At 60.9% G+C, this 21,259-nt stretch carries 16 protein-coding genes; 7 read left to right on the top strand and 9 right to left on the bottom strand.

Annotated elements, in window-relative coordinates; genetic code table 11:
- Positions 1-4 precede the first annotated feature (4 nt).
- Entirely contained in the window at positions 5-2,098 is a 2,094-nt protein-coding gene (locus tag HPQ64_RS17410) for a BTAD domain-containing putative transcriptional regulator (RefSeq protein WP_172889913.1), read from the top strand.
- 129 nt (positions 2,099-2,227) lie between these two features.
- Here HPQ64_RS17410 and HPQ64_RS17405 read toward each other — a convergent pair whose 3' ends face one another.
- Positions 2,228-2,620 (bottom strand): hypothetical protein, encoded by a 393-nt coding sequence (locus HPQ64_RS17405; RefSeq protein WP_172889912.1) that lies wholly within the window; start codon positions 2,618-2,620, stop codon positions 2,228-2,230.
- 36 nt (positions 2,621-2,656) lie between these two features.
- Entirely contained in the window at positions 2,657-4,333 is a 1,677-nt protein-coding gene (locus tag HPQ64_RS17400) for a peroxidase family protein (protein ID WP_172889911.1), read from the bottom strand.
- A 467-nt stretch (positions 4,334-4,800) separates the two neighbouring features.
- Between HPQ64_RS17400 and HPQ64_RS17395 the strand changes: the two genes are divergently transcribed.
- The gene (locus HPQ64_RS17395) at positions 4,801-6,249 is read left to right on the top strand and encodes a sigma-54-dependent transcriptional regulator (protein WP_172889910.1); all 1,449 of its coding nucleotides are present in this window, start codon (positions 4,801-4,803) and stop codon (positions 6,247-6,249) included.
- 18 nt (positions 6,250-6,267) lie between these two features.
- Here the strand turns inward: HPQ64_RS17395 and HPQ64_RS17390 are convergent, their stop codons facing one another.
- Positions 6,268-8,823, bottom strand: coding sequence for a cation:proton antiporter (locus HPQ64_RS17390; RefSeq protein ID WP_172889909.1), 2,556 nt, complete (start codon positions 8,821-8,823; stop codon positions 6,268-6,270).
- Positions 8,824-8,909: 86 nt separating this feature from the next.
- Positions 8,910-9,818, bottom strand: coding sequence for a DMT family transporter (locus HPQ64_RS17385; protein WP_172889908.1), 909 nt, complete (start codon positions 9,816-9,818; stop codon positions 8,910-8,912).
- Between the two features lie 327 nt (positions 9,819-10,145).
- Between HPQ64_RS17385 and HPQ64_RS17380 the strand changes: the two genes are divergently transcribed.
- A complete protein-coding gene (locus HPQ64_RS17380) occupies positions 10,146-12,323 on the top strand; it encodes a malate synthase G (RefSeq protein WP_172889907.1) in 2,178 nt (725 codons plus the stop codon).
- Positions 12,324-12,394: 71 nt separating this feature from the next.
- On the opposite strand, the gene HPQ64_RS17375 is transcribed toward HPQ64_RS17380, so the two are convergent.
- The 3 genes from HPQ64_RS17375 to HPQ64_RS17365 form a co-directional block, all read right to left on the bottom strand.
- The gene (locus tag HPQ64_RS17375; protein WP_172890393.1) at positions 12,395-13,780 is read right to left on the bottom strand and encodes a homospermidine synthase; all 1,386 of its coding nucleotides are present in this window, start codon (positions 13,778-13,780) and stop codon (positions 12,395-12,397) included.
- Between the two features lie 191 nt (positions 13,781-13,971).
- On the bottom strand, positions 13,972-14,550 hold the full coding sequence (locus HPQ64_RS17370) for a GNAT family N-acetyltransferase (protein ID WP_172889906.1): 579 nt from the start codon (positions 14,548-14,550) through the stop codon (positions 13,972-13,974).
- Positions 14,551-14,560: 10 nt separating this feature from the next.
- Positions 14,561-15,691 carry a type III PLP-dependent enzyme gene (locus HPQ64_RS17365; protein WP_172889905.1) on the bottom strand — a complete coding sequence of 377 codons (1,131 nt, stop codon included), beginning with the start codon at positions 15,689-15,691 and terminating at the stop codon, positions 14,561-14,563.
- Positions 15,692-16,054: 363 nt separating this feature from the next.
- Here HPQ64_RS17365 and HPQ64_RS17360 point away from each other — a divergent pair, with 363 nt between their 5' ends.
- Positions 16,055-16,234 (top strand): hypothetical protein, encoded by a 180-nt coding sequence (locus HPQ64_RS17360; protein ID WP_172889904.1) that lies wholly within the window; start codon positions 16,055-16,057, stop codon positions 16,232-16,234.
- A 7-nt stretch (positions 16,235-16,241) separates the two neighbouring features.
- On the opposite strand, the gene HPQ64_RS17355 is transcribed toward HPQ64_RS17360, so the two are convergent.
- Complete coding sequence (locus HPQ64_RS17355; RefSeq protein WP_172889903.1) at positions 16,242-17,222, bottom strand: EF-hand domain-containing protein; 981 nt, start codon at positions 17,220-17,222, stop codon at positions 16,242-16,244.
- Between the two features lie 209 nt (positions 17,223-17,431).
- Between HPQ64_RS17355 and HPQ64_RS17350 the strand changes: the two genes are divergently transcribed.
- The 3 genes from HPQ64_RS17350 (at position 17,432) to HPQ64_RS17340 (ending at position 20,259) form a co-directional block, all read left to right on the top strand.
- Entirely contained in the window at positions 17,432-18,160 is a 729-nt protein-coding gene (locus tag HPQ64_RS17350; RefSeq protein ID WP_172889902.1) for a response regulator, read from the top strand.
- Entirely contained in the window at positions 18,157-19,620 is a 1,464-nt protein-coding gene (locus HPQ64_RS17345) for an ATP-binding protein (RefSeq protein WP_172889901.1), read from the top strand. Before HPQ64_RS17350 ends, HPQ64_RS17345 begins: the two co-directional genes overlap by 4 nt.
- A 279-nt stretch (positions 19,621-19,899) precedes the next feature.
- Positions 19,900-20,259 (top strand): PilZ domain-containing protein, encoded by a 360-nt coding sequence (locus HPQ64_RS17340; RefSeq protein WP_172889899.1) that lies wholly within the window; start codon positions 19,900-19,902, stop codon positions 20,257-20,259.
- 14 nt (positions 20,260-20,273) lie between these two features.
- On the opposite strand, the gene egtD is transcribed toward HPQ64_RS17340, so the two are convergent.
- Positions 20,274-21,257, bottom strand: a complete 984-nt coding sequence (gene egtD, locus HPQ64_RS17335) for an L-histidine N(alpha)-methyltransferase (protein ID WP_246270777.1) — start codon at positions 21,255-21,257, stop codon at positions 20,274-20,276.
- Positions 21,258-21,259 lie beyond the last annotated feature (2 nt).

Genomic DNA, 21,259 nt, shown 5'->3' with positions numbered 1-21,259 from the left:
CAAGGTGCCAAGGGACGAACGCATCGGCGCGGAACATCAAGGCGGAGGCGAGGAGCTTCGCGCCACGCTGTTCGGTTTGCCGGGCTTCGCCGTTGCCGGACGCCCGTTGAGATTTCGCTCCCGCAAGGCAGAGGCGCTGCTTGCCTATATGTGCCTGACGGCGGACGGACGCCTCACTCGCGAAATGGCGGCGGGCTTGTTGTGGGGAGAAAGTTCGGAGGAAAGGGCGCGCTCTTCGCTGCGCCAGACGCTTCTGATCCTGAGAAGAGAGCTGGAGGCGGCGGGATTCGAAGGCCTTCATCCCGACAAGCTCACCATATACCTCGACAAGACGCGGGTCGTCACGGATGTCGACGCCTTGCTCGACGAACTTGCCGAAGGGGGTGGAATCCCGAAGCCGCTTCTGAACGAAAAACGCTTGTCGGATCGTTTGCTCGAGGGTCTCGAGGGGCTGAGCGAGGAAAGCTTCATCGGCTGGCTGAGGGTCAGGCGCCAGCACTTGCAGGACAGGTTGCGGACGTCGCTTGAAGATCGATTGAAAGCGTCCCTCGACCAGAGCCCCAACCAGGAAGCGGCGATAGCTCTTCTCAATCTTGACCCCACGCACGAGCCTGCCTGCAGGGCTTTGATGAACGCGCGCGCAGCAGCGGGAGATTTTGCCGGGGCTGTAAGGGCATATGAGGACCTTTGGCGTGTTCTGGATGAGGAGTTCGACACACAACCTTCCGAACGGACGCAGGCGCTTGTCGTAAGCATCAAACTGGAAAGATACCCGCAAGCGGCGGAAGCCGCGGTCAGTACGAGCGCCGGCTTTGCCGAAAGGGAAAAACCTGTTGTTGCCCAGCCCGGCGGATCGCGAAGGACACCTCCCTGGCCGGGCGAAGTGTGGCCGGTCATAATTGTCGAGCATGTACTCCAGCTTGACGAGCCTGCACGTAATATCCGCGCGGCACAGGTCTTTCGGCACGATCTAATATCCCGTCTGGTCCGGTTTCGCGAATGGTCGGTCGTGGAGGCGGAGACGGAGGAACTCGTGCGTTCGGGAACGCCCGTCTACAAAGTGTCCATAAGCAGCGTCAGTTCTCGGGACCGGACGTCGATATCCGTCGCCGTGCGCAATTCACGTTCCAACGCCTACATCTGGGGGCAGGATTTCAAGCTGGACGCGGCGCAATTCTTCGAGTTGCAGGGCCGCCTCGTCAGCAACATCGCCATGGCAATGAACGTCAATATATCGGCTGAGCGTCTGGCCCAGCTTTCCAGGGTGCCGGTCGCATCATTGATGTCCTACGACCGCCTGCTCAAGGGCCAGCAGCTGCACTACACATGGAAACTTGAAGATTCCCATCGCGCTCAGTCGATCCTCGAGGCGATCATCCAGGAGGATCCCCAGTTCGGACCGGCCTATTGCACGCTGGCGCAGATACTGAATTCCCGCCACATCGTCTTTCCCGGGCAGCCGCGCACCGCGCAGAATATCGCCCGTGCGACGGAACTGGCCCGGACGGCGATCAGCCTGGATCCGTTTGATTCACGGGCGTATCTCTGCGCGGGCTGGACGCTTGCGCTTCAGGGGAACTATGAAGCGGCCGAAGAGCAGCATCGCTTTGCGCTCGACCTGAACAACAACGATCCGTGGACGGTGCTGTCGGTTGCGCATGCCTTCGCGTTCTACGGCCGCCGGGAAGACGCGATGGTGCTGGCAAGGCAACTTCATGATGCCGGCATGCTGACCTCTCCGATCCACTGGAGCTACTATATCGGCATCATGTTCCTCTGCGGCGACTATGAAGCCGTGCTCGACGCATTTCCGCATTTCAGTTCCGGCTATCCGGGGGTCGAGGCCTGGTATGTCGCAGCCCTTGCACACGCGGGCGATCTGGAGAGCGCGCGAAAGCATCTTTCGATGATGGAGTGGCATCTGAAATCGCACTGGACCGGCTCGGAGGAACCCATACGCGAAGAGATCGCACGTTGGCTTGGCCAATGCTTCCCGTTGAACGACGGGGAGGGTTGGGAACGTCTTCGCGAGGGATTGCGTATTGCCGGAATGGATTTCCCACCGTTTCCCGCGCGAGACAACCCCATTACAAGCTGATGTCCGGGCGAAGGGGCACCGGCTAGGCGGGCCAAAAGTCGAATCCCTGTCCGATATCGCTCGGGCTCTGCTCAAAAAAACCCCCGGACCGATGACCCGGGGGCATGAGTTTCAGACGGACGCCGATGCTTACGAGCAAACGGAAATCGTGTAATCGGCGACGCGGCTCAGGAAGAAGTCCGTGTGCGTCAGGCGTTCTTCCCGGCAGACCATGTCGGAATAGAACGGCGGCGCTGGATAGGGCTCGGTGCTGCCGTTCGCATCGTTCGCCGCATAACGTTCCAACGACTGTGAAAAGAGCGTTTTCGGCGGCAGGCGCAGGAAGAAGATTTCGTCCGACGGCTGCACCACCTGGATCGCCCGCATGTGCTCGGGAATCTTCGCGATATTGGGGCCTTCAACCTCTGCCCTGAATTCCTCGATCGACTCGGGCCAGGCCTTCCTGCCGGTGGCGTAATCGGCGATCAGGCGTCCGAAGGCCTTATGGTCGAATATTTGAATGCGTTCGAGCTGCTTGTTCATCAAATTATCTCCTTCAATGTTGCGGGTGGCCCGAAATCAGATCAATGGAATATCCGTCTCGAGAAATGTCTTGTCTTCCAAGGGCATGTTCTCGTCCACCCAACGGATAAGGTCTGGCATGCTTGCCGGTGTGGGCGTGCCGAAAATTCTCTCGGCGTCTTCCTGCGGGTCTCTTCCGCCGAACGGGACGGAGCGGCGGTGCGACAGCGCGCGGTAGAAAGTCTCGGCAAGGACGACCGAGCCGAGAGGGCCGAGACGGAAGCCGTCTTCGGCGGCTGCAGCCTCGACGAGGAAGTAGATCATCGGCGGAGGGTTGTTGACCGCCTCTTCCTTCAAATCGCCAAGGTCGATCGTCTTGTCCGCTTCGATCCAGCGGCGCATCGCTTCCTGCCGGATGGCCGGCGAGCCGATCCAGGGGCTTGCGGCGGCAAGCTCCGGCTGGCTGTAGGCTATCTGTTCGGCGAGAGTATCTATCTTGCGCACGCCAGTTGTCGCGCTCCTGACAAGGTCGCGATAGGCAAGGCCGGCGGGTTCGCTGTCTTCCATGGAGGGAAAGAGCGTGTCGTCGTGCAGCGGCGTTTCGAAGCGCGGTTCCAGCCGCCCGGAGGCGCGCGCCTCGCGTATGCCGAGATCGAAAAAATAGGACCAGGCGATGATCCAGTCGCGATTGTGCGGGGTCTTTGGCGGATTGCGCTCCGAATTGCGCCGCAAGACGTCCATCAGGTTGTGTTCGACCGGTGGCTCGCTGTTGAAGAAATAGGATTCTCGAACCATCGCGTGCCCGGCGCGATAGGCAGCATGCGCGAATTCGGGCGTGACGAAAACGTCATCACCGAGCTTGTCGAAAAACGGACTGTCTTTTGTTTCGTAGTGCGCAACCACTTCGCCGTTCAAGAGCCTCGGCAGGAGGTCGTGGCGGATGATTTTTCGGTAAACGTGGGTAAGGGCGCCGCGCACCCTGGAAAAATTGCGGAAGCTTTCTTCCGGCGAGGCGGGGTCCAGTCCCGCTTCCAGAACTTCCATCGCCGTGTTGTGGGTGAGCTGCAGAAGGGCGGTAAGCTGTGAGATCACCGCGTTATCGTCGTTGCGCAGGTCGGCGACAAGCGCAATCCCGGCAGTGTTTGCGCCGCGCGGTTCGACAAGGCGGCCGATATCGCGCCGCGGATGACGGGCCGGGTCCGCGGGCCTGGTGAAATTGTCGTCGGACATCCCGTCGAGGCGGAAACGCGTCCGTGGCCAGCCGATGCGTTGCGGAAGCGGCCTTCTGGTGAAAAGTTCGTAGCAAGCGGGCTCGATAGACGGGCCATAGCCATAAAGGCAATCCAGATGAAGCGGATGGCTTCGCAGGTTTATCGGCTGAGATTCCGGCTCAAGACCTTCGTCGAGCCCGCTGTTAATCGTCAGATCATGGGCGACGAATTGCGCAAGATACGTGTAACCGGCCGGAATGTACGGATTGGTGTGGCCGATATTGTCGGCGAAGGGAAAGCGGGTCCGTTCGATCTTTTTGGTCAGGCCGGCGAAAAGCCGCTTCGTACGAGCCTCGTCGATTTCACCGCTTCCGTCGGCCTTTTCCACTCCGACGTAGATTTCCTGCGGGACGAGTGGCGGTGTCGCAGTTTCGGCGAAGCCCACAGGTTTTGCCGACCGTCTTTTAGCGTTGAAGCGGGCGATAAACGAGGAGAGAGATTGCTTCGTCGACGCGCTATGCATGTCCGACACCCCTATAATTCTTGTATTGGATACAGGCACGCCGCCCGTCAACTGAGCGTTATCGAATTGTGAATACTTAAACTGCAGCGTAACTTCATCGTTATTTCTTCGTTATTTCCGATTTTTTCTTTTGTTGACTGCCGTGACGGTCAGCGCTCCTGATTTGGGAATAGGCAGACCTGGCTATGGGTGCGATGCTTGGCCTTGAACGGCAGCGGGCTTCGGCTCATACATCGCAAGGAAACGGGTGGGACTTTGTGGCGGATCGCAACCGCGGTTTGCGAAGCCTTGGGGCAAATCTAGAGCATATCCCGCAAAATCTGAGTCGGATTTCGCGATAAGGATATGCTCAGGATATTGGATCTGGAGTGAATTCTTGTCACGAAAGCGATCCCGCTTTCAGGACAAGCGCTCTATGTCCGCCGGGAAGCGTCCTGATAGTGAAATTGACGAGAGCAATAATCCGTATGGCAAAAGCGCGCGCGAAGGTCTTGCTTGTTGAAGACACTGTGTCGTTGGCGACGGCCTATGCGGCCTATCTCGAGCCGGAGGCGGCCGACGTCGAAATTGCCGGAACGGCTGCAGAGGCGCTATCCGCCCTGTCCGGGACGGCGCCGGATGTCATCGTGCTCGATGTGAAACTGCCGGATATGGATGGGCTTGAGCTGCTCGGCAGGATCAAGGCGGACGGCCTTGCCTCGGAAGTCGTCGTCATCACCGGGCAGGCGTCGGTCAACCTGGCTGTCGAGGCGATGCGCAAGGGGGCGTTCGACTTCATCATGAAGCCCTTTTCCGCGGACCGGCTCAGGGTAACGGTGATGAACGCAATCAAGCACCGCAAGCTCAGCGACCGCATCGAGGAAATAGGCGAAGCCTTCGACCGGGACCGATTCCAGGGGCTGATCGGGCGTTCCTTCGTCATGCAGACGACCTATCGTGTCCTGCAGAATGCTGCTTCAACGGATGCGACCGTCTTTATCACCGGCGAGAGCGGAACCGGAAAGGAGCTTTGCGCGCGCGCACTCCACGATCTTGGAAAGCGCCGTACCGGCCCGTTTATTACGCTGAATTGCGCCGCCATTCCGCGTGACCTGCTGGAGAGCGAGATTTTCGGCCATGCCCGCGGGGCGTTCACAGGCGCGGTTTCGGAGCGCAAGGGCGCGGTGCTGAGCGCCGATGGCGGCACTCTTTTCCTCGACGAAGTCTGCGAGATGGATCTTGCCTTGCAATCGAAGATGCTACGCTTCCTCCAGGAGCGCAGCATTCGGCGCGTCGGTGAAGACCATGCCCGCTCCGCTGACGTGCGCATTGTCTGCGCTTCGAACCGCGACCCCTTGCAGGAGGTGGCGAGCGGGCGGTTTCGAGAGGATCTTTATTATCGCCTGCATGTGGTCCCGGTCGAACTGCCGCCCCTGCGCGAACGTGACGACGATGTGCTTATTATCGCGCGCGCGCTTCTGAGCGAATTCGCAAGGGAGGACGGCAAGCGCTTCAAGGATCTGTCTCCCGAGGTCGAAGCCGCGTTCCTGAACTATTCCTGGCCCGGGAACGTCCGCCAGCTGCAAAACGTTATCCGCACGGCTGTGGTCCTTAACGATGCCGAGCAGCTTGAGTTGTCCATGCTGCCGGGGGAGCTTCGCGCCCTCGCATGCGCGGCGCCCGCGGTTGCACGCATAGGCGGACGAGCTTCTTCCAATACAGGCGTTTCGGAAGGGCAGGGAGATTGCCGGGAGGGCGCGATCCTTCCGCTTGATACCGTGATACGTGAGGCGATCGAAAGCGCGATCGACCGGTGCGGAGGCAGCATCCCCAAGGCAGCCGCGGCGCTGAAGGTAAGTCCGTCCACGATCTATCGCAGGCTTCAGGCCTGGGAAGAGACGCCGGACCGGCAGCAGCCGCGCGAAAGCGGGAACTGAAAAGCCGATGTTGAATCCTTATTCCTGCCCGGAGGCAGCAATCGGTTCGCCACTATCTTGCGCTCCGGAGGAACCGTCGGGGCCATCCGCGCTGTCCCTGTTCATTGACAGGCGCTCCTGCACGACCCTGTCGATGTGGAGGCGCAGTTGCTCGTCCCTGGACAGAAGCTGCTTGAAATCGTGGGTGGAAAGTACGAGCAGTCGGCAATAGCCCAGCGCAACGACGTCTGCGGTGCGAGGCGTGCCCTTGATGAGGGCGATTTCACCGAAAACCTCGCCCCGTCCGAGCGGGATGCTCATCGACTGTGTTTTCACTTCCACCGCGCCTGAGGAGATGAAATAGGCGGCGTCTCCTCTTTCTCCCTTTCGGATCAGGGCTTCGCCCGGCACGGCGAAACGCGGGCGCATGAGCCTTGCGATCGCCTTGATGCGGTCTGCGGGCAGATCGGAGAAGAAAGGCAGTTGGGCGGCCAGTGTTTCGGTATTTAGGCCGAGATCGAGGCGTGGGCGCCGGTCCGCTTCCTCGCGCGCTTCGCTCACGACGTTCTGCAGGTCGTTGTGCAGCTCCGCGCCGATGACGTTTTGCTGGAAAAGCGAGCGATAGGTGTTTTCTTCAAGTCGCAGTGCAGCCTTCTTGAGAAAACGCTGGTCCAGCCGGTCCGCGTAATCGGGATATTGCAAACGTACGGCCTTGAGCGCCAACGCGGTCGCCTCCATGCGCTGATCGATGATTTCGCAGAGGATCTCGCCAACGCGGGCGCCGAGAAGCGGTGAAATCTTTTGCGGGATAAACTCGGCGATCTCGCTGAGCACGATATGGCTCAAGAGCAGCGTTTCGTATCGGTCGGCGATGAGGCCGGCCAGCCAGCGATCCCGCTTGAACCAGCGCTGCATCGCCTGGGCGATGCGGAAGCTCAAGGGAAAGGCGAGGATCTGGCGGGCGGCGCGGTTGTATTCCAGCCGCCCGCCGGCGCGGGCGCGGTCGCCCAGCCTGCCGATCTGCGCCATGAGTGTCTGCACGGATTGCGTGGAAGCCGTGCGTTCGCGGAAATGGCGAAGCACCGCCTCCCGCTCGCGGTTCGTGACGGCGACGAGGCCAAGCGTGATGCGGTCGCGGTCGAGCACGCCTTCCGCAAGCTCGTTGGCCTGGGCGGCGGTTTCGGCACGGGTGTGATATGGGCTTGCGACCGTTTCGGCGATGGAGGGCGCGATGCGATAGGCGCTTGCCGCCTGCGCCACGCCTTCGCGGACATCTTCAAGGGCAAGCGCCAGAACCTGGTTTCTGAGGGCCGCGTCTATCGGCGACAGCCTGTCGAGCTTTAGGAGGCGGATCAGCGGCTTCAGCGTCGTGCCGTACACAAGCAATGTGAAGAAGACGAAGCCGGTGGCGCCAACGGTGATGAAACTCTTGATGTCCGGGGCGATCGAGGTGTGTTCGGTTATGCCGAGCGCGAGGGTCAGCGTTACGGCGCCGCGCATTCCCCCCCAAAGCATCACGATCTTGTAGGGCGTCGATACCGGTTGGCTGATGCGAAGGATGCTCAAGAGCGGCAGGAAACCGAAGAGCACGAAGGCCCGCGCGGCAAGTGCTGCGACAATCACCATGCCGACGAGCGCAATGTCGAACCACGTCATATCCACCATGAGGCGCGGGACGACGATGGAGGCGATGACGAAGATGAGAGACGAGGCCCAGAAGGCGATCTGCTCCCACACGTCCTGGAGATAGCTCCAGCCGTCCGGCGTGATGCGGGACGGCCCCATGACATTGATAACCATGCCGGCAGCCACCACGGCCACGACGCCCGACACGCCGGCCAACTGGTCCGCGATGATGTAGATCAGGTAAGGGAAGGCGACGCTCAGCGTCACATGCGCCAGGCGGTACTCGCGCACCAATGGAAACAGACGCACAAGCATCTGCCCGCCAATGTAGCCCAGCAAGATACCGCCGACGAAATCATTGACGAAGGCGAGGAAGGCCATGGCGGGCTGGCGGGATTCCGTGCCGGTGAGGATTCCGAACAGGATTGCGAAGACAGCAATTGCCGCAGCGTCGTTGAGCAGGCTTTCGCCCTCCACCAGCCGGCCGAGCCGAGCCGGAGCGCCGATGTCGCGGAATATGGCGACGACGGCGACAGGGTCGGTCGTGGCGACGATCGCACCCAGCAGCAGGCAAGCGACCAGCGGCACCCCGGCGAGCGGATAAAGCGCGATGCCGATGAAAGCGGTTGCGATCAAAACCGCGACGACCGCAAGCACGAAGATCACGCCTGCATCTTCCGCCATCCGGCGCACGTCGAGCGTGAGCGTGGTCTGGAAAAGCAGGATCGGCAGGAACGTGAAAAGGATTGTCTGGGAATCGATCGGCAGAAAAACGAATATCCGGGCGATCTCGTTGAAAGCATCGGTCTTCGTCGTGAACAGAAGCTGGGCGGCGACCGTTCCGATGGCGACGCCGACGATGGCGAGCAGCACTGACGGCGCAAGACCGAGGCGGGCCGCAAGCGGCTGTATCAGGCTGATGATCACCAAAAGGCCGGCGACCGCCGCTATTATCAGAGGTGCTTCCATCGCACCGTCATCCAATGACTTAGCGGCAAGTGCAAGGCGAAATGCGGTTCGGCCAGGTGATTTCTCCCCCGTCCTTGAACCTGATGTCAGCTCTGTTCCGCTTTTGCCGCGGACTTGCGCTCCGAAAGCCAGATTCCGGCAAGCACCAGCGCAAGCGCGACGGCGTGATACGCCCTGAAAGGCTCGGACAACAGCATGACCGCCATGATCGAGGAAAATATCGGCACGAGGTTGATGAAAACGCCCGCGCGCCCGGGACCAATGAGCTCAATGGCGCGCATGAAGAAGATCTGGGACAGGAACGAGGGCGCGAGCGCGATGTAGGCGACGACGATCCACCCCTTTGCCGTCGGCCACTGCAGGCTGCCGTTCGATGCCTCGACCACGACCGCGGGAACCGAAGTCACCGCGGCGACCACGGCCAGTGCAGTGAAGAAGACGATGCCCGGCACTTTCGGCCTGTTTCTGAGGGTGACCGCATAGGCGGAGTAAAAGAAACAAGCGATAATCATCAATCCGTCGCCGGGATTGATCTCAAGGTTGGCAAGGCGGGCGAGCTCGCCGCGGGAGGAAATGTAGATCACACCCAGGATCGTGATGAGGACGCCTGCCATTTGCAGCGGCGTGATTGGCGTGCGGTAGAAAATCAGCGCCCCCAGGAGCACGAACATCGGCATGGAGCCTTGGATGATGCCCAGGTTCAGCGCGGTTGTGGAATGGGCGGCCAGATAAAAAAGCGAGTTGAACGCCGTAAAGCCAAATGTGGCCGATAGCACGATGAGAATGAGATGGCGCTTGAGCGTTACCCATTCCGCCACGAGCTGGCGCCCGTAAATGGCGACCAGAAGCCCGGCGACGATCACCCAGCGCAATAGCACCACCGCGAAGGGTGATACTTCGCCAACGGCAAGTCGCCCTGCAATGGTATTGCCGCCCCACATAAGGGTCGTCAGCGTCAAAAGCAGGACGGGCTGGGAATTGAGGGCGGCGATCATGAGGTATCCGGATTTCTGCGGCAGGCGGAACGGGGCGCTCGATTTCCTTGAATTCGCCAACCTTCCTTGTGACGTCTATAGCTGCGGATATTCGTATGATCAATCGACGGACAGGCATGCATGACGCGCATGGAAGGAGCCGGGCCCTGGAAAGTATGGCTTCAACCGTGAGTAATTCCGATTTGGAAAAAGTGATTTCTATTTATGACGTATTGACCGCGCTCTGTTGATTTTGGCAGTTTCCGGCCAAAATAACGGGACGGATGGTTCGGCTTCGCAGTGCCGAACCCGTTCGCGTTCGCGCTTGATCAAGGAGTAGCCGAAGCCATGGATCGGATCGAAGTCGCCGGACTGAAGATCGCTACCGAACTTCATAAGTTCGTCGAAAGTGAAGTGCTGCCGGGAACGGGCGTTGCGCCGGATGCGTTCTGGAGCGGGTTTGCGGCAATCGTGGGCGATCTGGCGCCGGAAAACCGGGCGCTTCTTGAAAAGCGCGACATGCTGCAGACGAAGATCGACAAATGGCACCGGGAGAATTCCGGGCCGGTCGATCTCGATGCCTACAAGGCCTTTTTGAAAGACATTGGTTACCTTCAGGACGAAGGCGGCGCGTTCAAGGTCACGACCGCCGATGTCGATCCGGAAATTTCTTCGATCGCCGGACCGCAGCTTGTCGTGCCGGTCATGAACGCGCGCTACGCGCTTAACGCCGCGAACGCGCGCTGGGGTTCGCTTTATGATGCGCTTTACGGCACGGATGCCATGGGCTCGTTGCCCGAAGGCGGCGGATATGACCCGGCACGCGGGGCGGAGGTGATCGCCTATGCCCGCAAGGTGCTTAACGAGAGCGTGCCGCTCAAGACCGGCGCGTGGGAAGAGGTCGGCGCGATCGTCGTCGACGATGGCAAGCTCGCCGTTTCGCTTCCCGACGGCAAGATGGGGCTGAAGGATCCGGCTCAGTTCGTGGGCTACACCGGACCCGCAGACAAGCCGGATACGGTTTTGCTGCGGCAGAACGGGCTGCATCTGGAGATTGTGATCGATCCGACGACGTCGGTCGGGAAGACGGACAAGGCCGGCATTTCCGACGTGATCGTCGAAGCGGCACTTTCCACGATCATGGACTGCGAGGATTCGGTTGCGGCGGTGGATGCCGAAGACAAGGTTCTCGCCTATCGCAATTGGCTGGGCCTCATCAAGGGCGACCTCAAGGAGACGTTCGAAAAGGGCGGCAAGACGGTGGAGCGTACACTCAATGCGGACCGCGTCTACACATCCGCCGACGGCAAGGGCGAAATCACTCTCCACGGCCGTTCGCTGATGCTGGTTCGCAACGTCGGCCATCTGATGACCAACCCCGCCGTTCTGGATGCGCAAGGCAACGAAGTGCCGGAAGGCCTTCTCGATTGCATGGTGACATCCGCAATCGCCATGCATGATGTCGGCACGGGCGGGGCGAACGGGGGTGGAAACCGGAAGAACAGCCGCGCCGGCTCGATCTATATCGTCAAGCCAAAGATGCACGGGCCGGAAGAGGTCGCCTTCGCCAACAAGCTTTTCACGCGTGTGGAAAAGGCGCTGGGCCTTTCGGAAAACACGCTGAAGATGGGCATCATGGACGAGGAGCGGCGCACCACCGTGAACCTCAAGGAGTGCATCCGCCAGGCCTCAGCCCGCGTCTTCTTCATCAATACAGGCTTCCTCGACCGCACGGGCGACGAGATCCACACCTCCATGGAGGCCGGCCCGATGATCCGAAAGGGTGACATGAAGGCGGCCGCCTGGATCCAGGCCTATGAAAACTGGAACGTCGACATAGGGCTTGAGTGCGGCTTGCCGGGCCATGCGCAGATCGGCAAGGGCATGTGGGCGATGCCGGACCTGATGCACGCGATGCTGGAGCAGAAGATCGGCCACCCGATGGCCGGCGCCAACACGGCATGGGTGCCGTCGCCAACGGCAGCGGCGCTGCATGCGCTCCACTATCACAAGGTGGATGTGAAGGCGCGCCAGGAGGAACTGAAGTCGCGCGGGCGGGCGAAGCTCGACGATATCCTCTCCATTCCGGTGGCGGAACGCCCGAACTGGTCGAACGAGGAAATCCAGGCCGAACTCGACAACAATGCCCAAGGCATCCTCGGATACGTCGTGCGCTGGGTGGACCAGGGCGTCGGCTGTTCGAAAGTGCCGGATATCAACGATGTTGGCCTGATGGAAGACCGCGCGACGCTGCGCATCTCCTCCCAGCACATTGCCAATTGGCTGCACCACGATGTCTGCTCCAAAGAGCAGGTCATGGAGACGATGAAGCGCATGGCGAAGGTCGTCGACGGGCAAAACGCCGGCGACCCGGCCTACCGGCCGATGGCGGATGATTTCGACGGTTCGATCGCCTTCCAGGCGGCCTGCGACCTCGTCTTCAAGGGGCGCGAGCAACCGTCCGGCTATACCGAACCGGTCCTGCACCGGCGCCGGTTGGAGGTGAAAGCCGCAGCCAAAGGTTGAGCGACGAAAAGCGCAAAAGGAAAGGGCGGCCGATTGGGCCGCCCTTTTTCGTTTTAGCGCGGGAGTTCGTTTCAGCGCACGAGGATATTGCGGAACTGCCAGGGGTCGCTCGTGTCCAGGTCCTCGGGGAAGAAGCCCGGACGGTCGTCGAGAGGCGTCCAGTCAGTGTAATAACCCTTGACCGGGCCGAGGTAGGGCATCTGGATTTCGAGGCAACGCCTGTAATCCATCTCGTCGGTCTCGACGATGCCGGCTTCCGGGTTTTCAAGCGCCCAGACCATGCCGGCGAGCACGGCAGAGGTCACCTGAAGGCCGGTGGCGTTCTGGTAGGGCGCAAGCTCGCGGGTTTCCTCGATCGAAAGTTGCGAACCATACCAATAGGCGTTCTTTTCGTGGCCATAAAGCAGCACGCCAAGTTCGTCGATGCCGTCGGCGATTTCGCTTTCGTCCAGCACGTGAAGCTCTTCCTGGATCTTGCCGGCCGCACCGAAAAGCTCATGCAGTGAAAGGACTGCGTCATTTGCCGGGTGATAGGCGTAGTGGCAGGTCGGGCGATAGACGGCCTTGCCGTCCTTCTCCACCGTGAAATAGTCGGCGATGGAGATCGATTCATTGTGCGTTACAAGAAAGCCGAACTGCGCGCCCGGCGTCGGACACCAGGTGCGCACGCGCGTATTGGCGCCCGGCTGTTCCAGGAATATCGCCGCCTTGCAGCCCTTCTCGTGCTTGCGGGCGTTTTTCGGTTTCCAGTTTTCGTGCGTGCCCCAGCCGAGTTCCGCCGGCTGGAAGCCTTCCGAAAGAAAGCCCTCGACCGACCAGGTATTCCAGAACACGCCCATCGGCTTCGGCTTCTTCGCGCGCTGGGTGTCGCGCTCTGCGATGTGGATGCCTTTGACGCCGACCTTCTTCATGAGCTTCGCCCAGCCCTTGCGGTCGGTCGGCGCCTCGAATTTGAGGCCGGTATCGGTCGCGATGTCGACGAGCGCCTGCTTGACGAACCAGGAAACCATGCCGGGGTTTGCGCCACAACAGGAAACGGCGGTCGTGCCGCCCGGATTCTTGCGCTTTTCCCGGCGCACGGTTTCGCGCAGCGCGTAGTTCGTGCGCGCTTCCATGCCGGCGTCATGATCGAAATAGAATCCGGGCCAGGGTTCGACCACCGTGTCGATATAGAGGACGCCGAGCTCGCGGCAGAGCTTCATGATGTCGAGCGAGGAGGTGTCGACCGAGAGATTGACGCAAAAACCCTGGCCCTCTCCCTCCGTCAGCAGGGGGGTGAGCACGTCGCGGTAATTCTCACGCGTGATTTCCACCTTTTCGAAGCGGTAGCCGCGCTCGTCCACGAGCTTGCGGTCGACATCGACCGGGTCGATCACCGTGAAGCGCTTCCTGTCGTAATCGAAGTGTCGCTCGATGAGGGGAAGCGTGCCCTTGCCGATCGAGCCGAAGCCGATCATGACGACCGGCCCGGTGATCGTGGCGTGGACGGGATGCTCCGCAGTGGCGGGCACTGCCGCCGCTTTTTTCTCCGCAACTTTCGTCCCGGCGGTCGCGGCGGGCTTGCTGGCGATCTCTTCGGTCATGGAACTATCCTTCTTTTTCTATGGCCGAGAGTTCTCACGGCAGTTCGAATATAAAATTCGCGATTTCAACGCGCGGGCGGCCAGGGGCGCAGAAGAACCAGATCGATCTCTTCTTCTCCGACACCAAATGGCTTGTCCGCCAAAGGACCGGTCGGCTTCAGGCAACCCATCGCACCGCCGAGAGCGCCTTCGGCAAACTCCAGCCCAAGGAAACGCTCACGCTCGACGGGCCCCGGCAGGTCAAGGCCAAGGGTCGACGCCGGCGAGAAGCCGAAACGACTGTAGTAGGACGCATCCCCGACCAGAACGACCGCCGAATGGCCACCAACCGCGGCCCGGTTCAGCGCGGCGCGCATGAGCCGCGCACCGATGCCTGAACCACGGCAGGCCTCGTCGACCGCAAGCGGCCCGAGCATAAGCACGGAGCGTCCGTCCGCCGTCTCAGCGTTCCACAGACGAACGGAGCCGACAAGGGTCTCCCCGTCGTCTTCTGAGTTTTCGAATGCGCTGAGCGCGATCGCCGGTATCCGGCCTTCGCGCAGGCGCTCCGACGTTTTTTCGAAGCGTGCCGGCCCGAAAGCCCGGTCGAGCAACTCCTCGCGGGCGCTGCGGTCCCACGGCGCCTCGTCACGAATGCCGATCATGACAGCCCCCTCAGATCACGTAGGAGGTGAGCGGCGGAAAGCCGTTGAAAGCGACGGACGAATAGGTCGTCGTATAGGCGCCGCAGGCCTCGATCAGCACCTTGTCGCCGATCGAAAGCGAAACGGGAAGCTCATACGGCTCCTTTTCGTAGAGAACGTCGACGCTGTCGCAGGTCGGCCCGGCGAGTACGCAACGTTCCTTGCGGTCATGATCGCGGTCGGTGCGGATCGGATAGCGGATCGCCTCGTCCATCGTCTCGGCAAGACCGTTGAACTTGCCGATATCGAGGTAGACCCAGCGCATTTCGTCGTCGTCGGACTTCTTCGAGATCAGCACGACTTCGGCTTCGATCACACCGGCGTTGCCGACCATGCCACGGCCCGGCTCGATGATCGTTTCCGGCAGACGGTTGCCGAAGTGGCGCGTCAGCGCACGGAAGATCGCATCGCCGTAGGAGGGCACGCCCGGCATTTCCTTCAGGTATTTCGCGGGAAAGCCGCCGCCCATGTTGACCATGGAAAGCTGGATGCCGCGCTCAGACATTTCGCGGAAGATGCCGGAAGCGGAGGCAAGCGCGGAATCCCAGGCATCGACATTGCTCTGCTGCGAGCCGACGTGGAAAGAGACGCCATAGGCCACGAGGCCAAGGGTGTGGGCATGCTCCAGCACGCGCGGCGCCATTTCGGGCGCGCAGCCAAACTTGCGTGAAAGCGGCCAGTCGGCGCCGGCGCCGTCGCAAAGGATGCGGCAGAACACGCGCGCACCCGGGGCCGCGCGGGCGATCTTTTCCACTTCCGCCTCGCAGTCGACAGCGAACAGGCGCACGCCAAGCTCATAGGCGCGGGCGATATCGCGCTCCTTCTTGATCGTGTTGCCGAAGGAAACGCGCTCGGGGCCAGCGCCTGTTGCAAGCGCCATCTCGATCTCCTGCGTAGAGGCGCAGTCGAAGGAGGAGCCAAGCTCGGCCAGGAGGTTCAGGATTTCGGGCGCGGGGTTCGCCTTGACCGCGTAGAAGACGCGGGTATCGGGCAGCGAATGCGCGAAGGCCTGGTAGTTGTCGCGCACGACATCGAGATCAACGACGACGCAGGGGCCTTCGTCGCGGCGGGTGCGGAGGAATTCGCGGATACGCTCAGTCATCGGGTTGCTCCCGTTCAAGTTCACGTCGCAGGGCGCGCAAACGGATACGAGACCTCCCCCGCTGTGGAGACGGCGGCTCATATCGCGTCAACGCGAACGGGTGCGCAAAACGGCTATCGCCGGAATCGCTTCCCGCGTGTGATGCCTTGGCTTGGATCGGAGAGCCCCGAACCGCACGGCCGGCAAGGATGTAACAAGTGCCTCTTCAGTAACCCCGGAGGTTGGAGACCCCGGCAGAGACCAAAAAAGCCCTCTTACGTCGTTGCTTTAAGCCGTCCGGTTTTGCCGCCTTGCCGGAACCGTTTCCGGGTTGGACCAAGCGGCTGCCACTCAATTCATGGACGACCACGGGCACGTGCGAATTTGGGCAAGACGGAGATGGCGTATATTGGCTTCATGATCAAGAGGAAATTTGAGGTTTGCGAAATTTTTTTCGGCTCTGATGATTTCAAAGATGAATCAATGGCGATTTCGGGCTTTTCGATGATGCTGGAACGCGGGTGGGCGGCAGTTTTCCGCCGCCCGTCCTCGTTGAGCGCGTAAGCCTGGTTTAGTTGTCGTCGCCATCCGATTCTTCACCGGGAGCATCGTCGCCATTCCGGTCCATCATCCAGTGGTGCCCGTAGCCTTGACCGCGGCCCCAGCGGTGGTGTCCGCCCCCGCCGCCGTGAGGCCGATCCGCGATGGAAAGCGCGCCGTCGCCGTTTCTGTCCATCCGGGCGACGAGGGAGCCGAAGACACGGCCGGCCTCCTCCTTGCTTATTTTGAGGTCGCCATCGCGGTCGAAGTGCTGGAAGGCGCGCACCATTCGCCTGTCGGCACGGTCAAGCCAGACGGTTTCGAATTCCTCCAGAGTAATGGAGCCGTTGTTGTCCTTGTCGGCTGAAGAAAACCGCTCGGCGGTTTCGGCGGTGAACTCCTCGCGCGAAATGGTGCCATCGCCGTCGGTATCCAGTTCCTCGAACATGCCAAGGTGCATGCCGCCGCGCCGCCCGCGCCGTTCACCTCGCTCTCCGTCTGCGCCGTGGCGGCGACGCCTTTCGAGGACGTCGTCATCATTGCGGTCGAGACGGCTGAAACGGCGTTCGACGCTGCGGTTGAATTCTGCTTCGGTTACGTTTCCGTCGCCATCTCGGTCGAGTCGCTGGAATGCGCGCACCTTGCGCAGCGCGAACTCCCCGGCGTAGGCGGCCTTGAATTCATCCAGGTCGACGCCTCCGTCGCCGTTGCCATCGGCCACGGCGTAACGCTCGGTGACGACCGCATCGATTTCCTCCTGCGTGACCTTGCCGTCCGAGTTCGTATCGAAGCGTTCCATGAACATCATGGCATGCTCCATCCCGCCGAAGCGCGCGCCATGCCGGCCGCCGTGATGCCACCCGCCGCGGCCCTCGCCGCGATGGTGCCAGCCGTGGTGGCCGTCGCCTCGCCAGCCCCGGCCTTCGCCCCGGTCGGCGACGGCGGGCAGTGCAACCGCGCCGACCATGGCAGTCGTAAGAAGAGCGATCGACAATGTCTTGAAACGTTTCATCGTAATTCTCCTGAGCGTATTTCAAACTCACCACACTGGAGATAGGTGTCGTTTGTCGCAGAACTTCGCCCTCAGGGGCGCGATTGTGTCGCAAAGCATGCTGAAAAGCGGTCTTGATACATCCTGATACAAATTACCTTCCATCAGGGCTCCGAGTCCGATTACTTCTCTCAAATGGATAAAACGAAACCGAAGTCAAACCGGCGCAAATGAGCGATCCGAACCCGCATATCCTCGTCGTGGACGACCACAGGGACATTCGCGAAACGCTGGCGCGTTATCTCGTCAAGAACGGCATGCGGGCAACGGCGGCGGAAAGTGCTGCGCAGGCGCGCAAGGTCCTGAAGGCGGCGGTGATAGACCTTGTCGTGCTCGACATCATGATGCCGGGCGAGGACGGGCTGTCGCTCTGCCGGCACCTGGTGGAGGCAAGTTCGACACCGGTTATCCTCTTGACGGCGATGGCGGAGGACACGGACAGGGTCGTCGGGCTTGAAATCGGCGCTGACGATTATGTCACCAAGCCGTTCAACCCGCGTGAGCTTCTGGCCCGTATCCGCGCCGTGCTGCGGCGTACATCGCACGTGCCGAAGGAGCGGGACCCGGTCGAAGCTGGAAAGCTTGCCTTCGACAGATGGACGCTCGACGTGTCAAGGCGCCAGCTCATCGGAGAAGATGGCGTTTCCGTTGCCTTGTCGACGGGCGAATATCAACTCCTTGTCGCCCTTCTCAAACGCCCGCAAATGGTGCTTTCGCGCGATCAGCTGCTCGACCTCACATCGGGGCGTACGCCAAACATCTTCGACAGGTCGATCGACAATCAGGTCAGCCGCCTGCGTCGCAAGATCGAGCGCGATCCGAAATCGCCCGAACTGATCAAGACCGTTTGGGGCGGAGGCTATACCTTCACGGCAGAGGTCAGGGAAGCGGGCCAATGAAGTTCTGGCCGAAAAGCCTCGGCGGCCAGCTGATCGCACTCCTGTTGGCAGCTCTCGTCGTCTCGCAGTTCGTGAGCCTGTGGATTTTCGCAGGCGAACGACACGGCGCTCTCGTCGCCCAGGCGCGCGTCGGTTCCGCCCAGCGTACGGCTTCGCTGGTCGAGCTGCTGGAAGTAACCCCGATCGATCTTCATGACAGGATCACGGCAACCGTTTCCAGCCCGTTCCTTCGCTACTGGATATCGGATGTTCCGGCGGTCAGGGAAAGCGGCAAAGGCTGGGCCGACCGGCAATTGCTGGGCTATATGCATGATGAGCTTGGCGAAGGCCGGCGGATATTCGCCAATGTGTCCCATGTAAGGATGTCGGGCCCGCCGCGAGGTCGCGACGATGACCGGTTCGAACGGCAAGAAGATGACGAAAAGCACGATGATGCGCGCGTCGAAGGGCCTGTGGAACGTGGCGAGCCGGATCGTGCGCGCCGGCGCTGGTTTTCCGGGGAACGCCACTGGCGGGGGGCGCTGAGCCTCAATGCGTCGGTCGAATTGGCTGGTGGGCAATGGCTGAACCTTGCCGGCGGGTTCAGGCTGCCGCGCCGCTCGTTCCTGCCGGTCCTGGCATCTATCGGCGTCATGGCGCTGGCGATCGTTTTCGCGGTGGCGCTCACCGTGCGCAGGCTCACGCGTCCGCTGCGCGACCTCGCGGGCGCGGCTGACCGGCTGGGGCGCGGCGAGGACGTGGAGCGCCTGCCGGAAACCGGTCCGTCCGAAGTCAGGGGCACGGTGGCGGCCTTCAACGTCATGCAGGAACGCCTGACGCGCTTCGTGAAGGACCGGACAAAGATGCTGGCGGCGATCAGTCACGATCTCAGGACGCCGATCACCTCGCTCAGGATCCGCGCGGAATTCATCGAGGACGAAGAGAACCGCGAGCGCATCGTCGCCACGCTCGACGAGATGCAGCGGATGACGGAGGCCACCCTCGCTTTCGCCCGTGACGAAGCCGCCAGCGAACCGCCCGCGAAGGTGGATCTCGGTGAATATCTCGACGCGATGGCTGAGGACTACCGGGACATGGGCGCGGATGTGGCGTTCGATCCGCCGGCCGGTCGTGTCGTGCTGACTTGTCGCCCGGATAGCCTGAGACGCGCCCTTCGCAACCTTGTCGACAACGCCGTGCGCTACGGCGGGAAGGCGCGGATTTCGCTGTCCGCGGGCGATCAAGCGGCTGTCATCGTAATTTCCGACGAAGGCCCCGGAATTCCGGCCGACAAGCTGAAGGACGTGTTCGAGCCCTTTGTCAGACTGGAGGAATCGCGCAGCGAGGAGACCGGCGGCATCGGGCTCGGGCTGTCGATCGCACGCTCGATCGTTCACGCGCATGGCGGCACGCTTGAACTGGAAAACGGCGAGGAGAGGGGGCTAAAGGCGCGGGTGGTCCTACCGTCGGGTGGAGTATGATGTTGAAAATAAAAGACTAATGTGCAGGCATTGGCTTGGTGTTTTTTTGAAAGATACACTTAAAAGGTGCTGATGAGGCGGTAGCAGAAAATAATATATCTTATATAAGATTCGATAATCCGAAATTAATAAATTAATTTGGAATAATAAATACATAGGTGAAAATAGATAAGCGCTAGATTCACGTAATGGAATATATTTTAATACCTGAGATTCGGAGGCCGTCACTCGTGATTTGCCTTCGGTGCGCTGCGACAAAAAGCATCTCAGGGCGGGAATTTGACGATAACCCGGATACGAACGAGCCTGAAGGGTCAGTACGCCGGCCGTGAACGCAGGAAAGCGTTGCGCGTGCCTTGCGATGCAAGGGTCATCATTCTGACAATGCGGGGCCCCGTCGAGGGGCGGATGGTCAACATCAGCGTATCAGGCTGTTGCATCCATTGCGACGACCTGCCGGCGATCTCGCTTAGCGTGAAGCTTAATATCGTTGAATATGGCCTGTTGTTGCGCGCGGAGCGCCGCTGGATCGACGGCAAGCTGTCAGGCTGGCGCTTTGTCTATTCGCCGCAGGAAATGTTGAAGGTAAAGCGTATTCTCGAAGACGAAAACCCCGCTCTCGCGGCTGGCGGCAAGTAGCGGGGCCAATATTCCTATCCTTCGCTTCGAAGGAGATAGACGCCGAACCGCTCGTTGGTGTCGGTCCATGTGGCGAGCGGCTCGAAGCGCGCTGCCCTTGCCAGCAGGCGGAATTCCTCGGGCGTGTATTTGTACGAGTTTTCCGTGTGGATCGTCTCGTTCTCGGTAAATTCGAAATGACAGTCGCCGATTGAAACCGCCTGGTCCTTCAGGCTTTTCAGATGCATCTCGATGCGCCCGCGATCCGCATTGTAGCGCGCCTCATGGATGAAGCTGGGGAGATCGAAATTCGCATCGAGCTCGCGGTTTGCGCGCGTCAGCAGATTGAGGTTGAAAGCCGCCGTAACGCCTTGTGGGTCGTCATAGGCGCGGACCAGCGTTTCCGTGTCCTTCTTTCGGTCGACGCCGATCAGCAGGTGTCCGCCCGTGCCGACCGTTTCGCGCACGCGGGTGAGGAATTCAAGCGCCTCGTAAGGTTCAAGATTGCCGATGGTCGAGCCCGGGAAGAAGGCCAGCTTGCCGATATCCTTCAGTTCCTGAGGCAGTTCGACCGGGCTCATGAAGTCGGCGTGGATCGGCACGACCTTGAGGCCGCGAAAATCGGCGGAAAGGGCTTCGGCCTCCCGGGTCAGAATTTCGCCTGAAATGTCGATCGGCGCGTAGTGCGTCAATTGCGGCATCGCCTTGAGCATCGCCCGGATCTTGAGGCTCGAGCCCGATCCGAATTCGACAAGGGCACGCGCTTCGGGCAAATAGGCGCCCATATCAGCGCCGTGCCTGTCGAAGATCTCCATTTCCGAGCGGGTCGGATAATAGACTTCCAGTCGGGTGATTTCCTCGAAAAGCTCCGAGCCGCGCTCGTCGTAGAAGAAGCGGCTCGGGATCATCTTTTGCGGCAGGGCGAGGCCGCGCAGGACGGCGTCGCGAAAACCGCCCTCCTGCAGGCCATCGATGGACTCAAAAGCTTCCGCGCGGTCTTTCAGCATGACGACGGACATGG

It is taken from the genome of Hongsoonwoonella zoysiae (genome assembly GCF_013266695.1).
GTDB lineage: Bacteria > Pseudomonadota > Alphaproteobacteria > Rhizobiales > Stappiaceae > Hongsoonwoonella > Hongsoonwoonella zoysiae.
The sequence above is the reverse complement of the archived record's forward strand: the minus strand, read 5'-3'. Positions and strand labels throughout refer to the sequence as shown.

What these genes read in the sequence shown, in the direction of transcription:
- HPQ64_RS17370 (WP_172889906.1), bottom strand. Translation starts at nt 14,550, where the DNA reads ATGATCGGCATTCGTGACGAGGCGCCGTGGGACCGCAGCGCCCGCGAG.
- HPQ64_RS17385 (WP_172889908.1), bottom strand. Translation starts at nt 9,818, where the DNA reads ATGATCGCCGCCCTCAATTCCCAGCCCGTCCTGCTTTTGACGCTGACG.
- egtD (WP_246270777.1), bottom strand. Translation starts at nt 21,257, where the DNA reads ATGTCCGTCGTCATGCTGAAAGACCGCGCGGAAGCTTTTGAGTCCATC.
- HPQ64_RS17405 (WP_172889912.1), bottom strand. Translation starts at nt 2,620, where the DNA reads ATGAACAAGCAGCTCGAACGCATTCAAATATTCGACCATAAGGCCTTC.
- HPQ64_RS17375 (WP_172890393.1), bottom strand. Translation starts at nt 13,780, where the DNA reads ATGATCGGCTTCGGCTCGATCGGCAAGGGCACGCTTCCCCTCATCGAG.
- HPQ64_RS17345 (WP_172889901.1), top strand. Translation starts at nt 18,157, where the DNA reads ATGAAGTTCTGGCCGAAAAGCCTCGGCGGCCAGCTGATCGCACTCCTG.
- HPQ64_RS17380 (WP_172889907.1), top strand. Translation starts at nt 10,146, where the DNA reads ATGGATCGGATCGAAGTCGCCGGACTGAAGATCGCTACCGAACTTCAT.
- HPQ64_RS17395 (WP_172889910.1), top strand. Translation starts at nt 4,801, where the DNA reads ATGGCAAAAGCGCGCGCGAAGGTCTTGCTTGTTGAAGACACTGTGTCG.
- HPQ64_RS17355 (WP_172889903.1), bottom strand. Translation starts at nt 17,222, where the DNA reads ATGAAACGTTTCAAGACATTGTCGATCGCTCTTCTTACGACTGCCATG.
- HPQ64_RS17350 (WP_172889902.1), top strand. Translation starts at nt 17,432, where the DNA reads ATGAGCGATCCGAACCCGCATATCCTCGTCGTGGACGACCACAGGGAC.
- HPQ64_RS17400 (WP_172889911.1), bottom strand. Translation starts at nt 4,333, where the DNA reads ATGCATAGCGCGTCGACGAAGCAATCTCTCTCCTCGTTTATCGCCCGC.
- HPQ64_RS17365 (WP_172889905.1), bottom strand. Translation starts at nt 15,691, where the DNA reads ATGACTGAGCGTATCCGCGAATTCCTCCGCACCCGCCGCGACGAAGGC.
- HPQ64_RS17390 (WP_172889909.1), bottom strand. Translation starts at nt 8,823, where the DNA reads ATGGAAGCACCTCTGATAATAGCGGCGGTCGCCGGCCTTTTGGTGATC.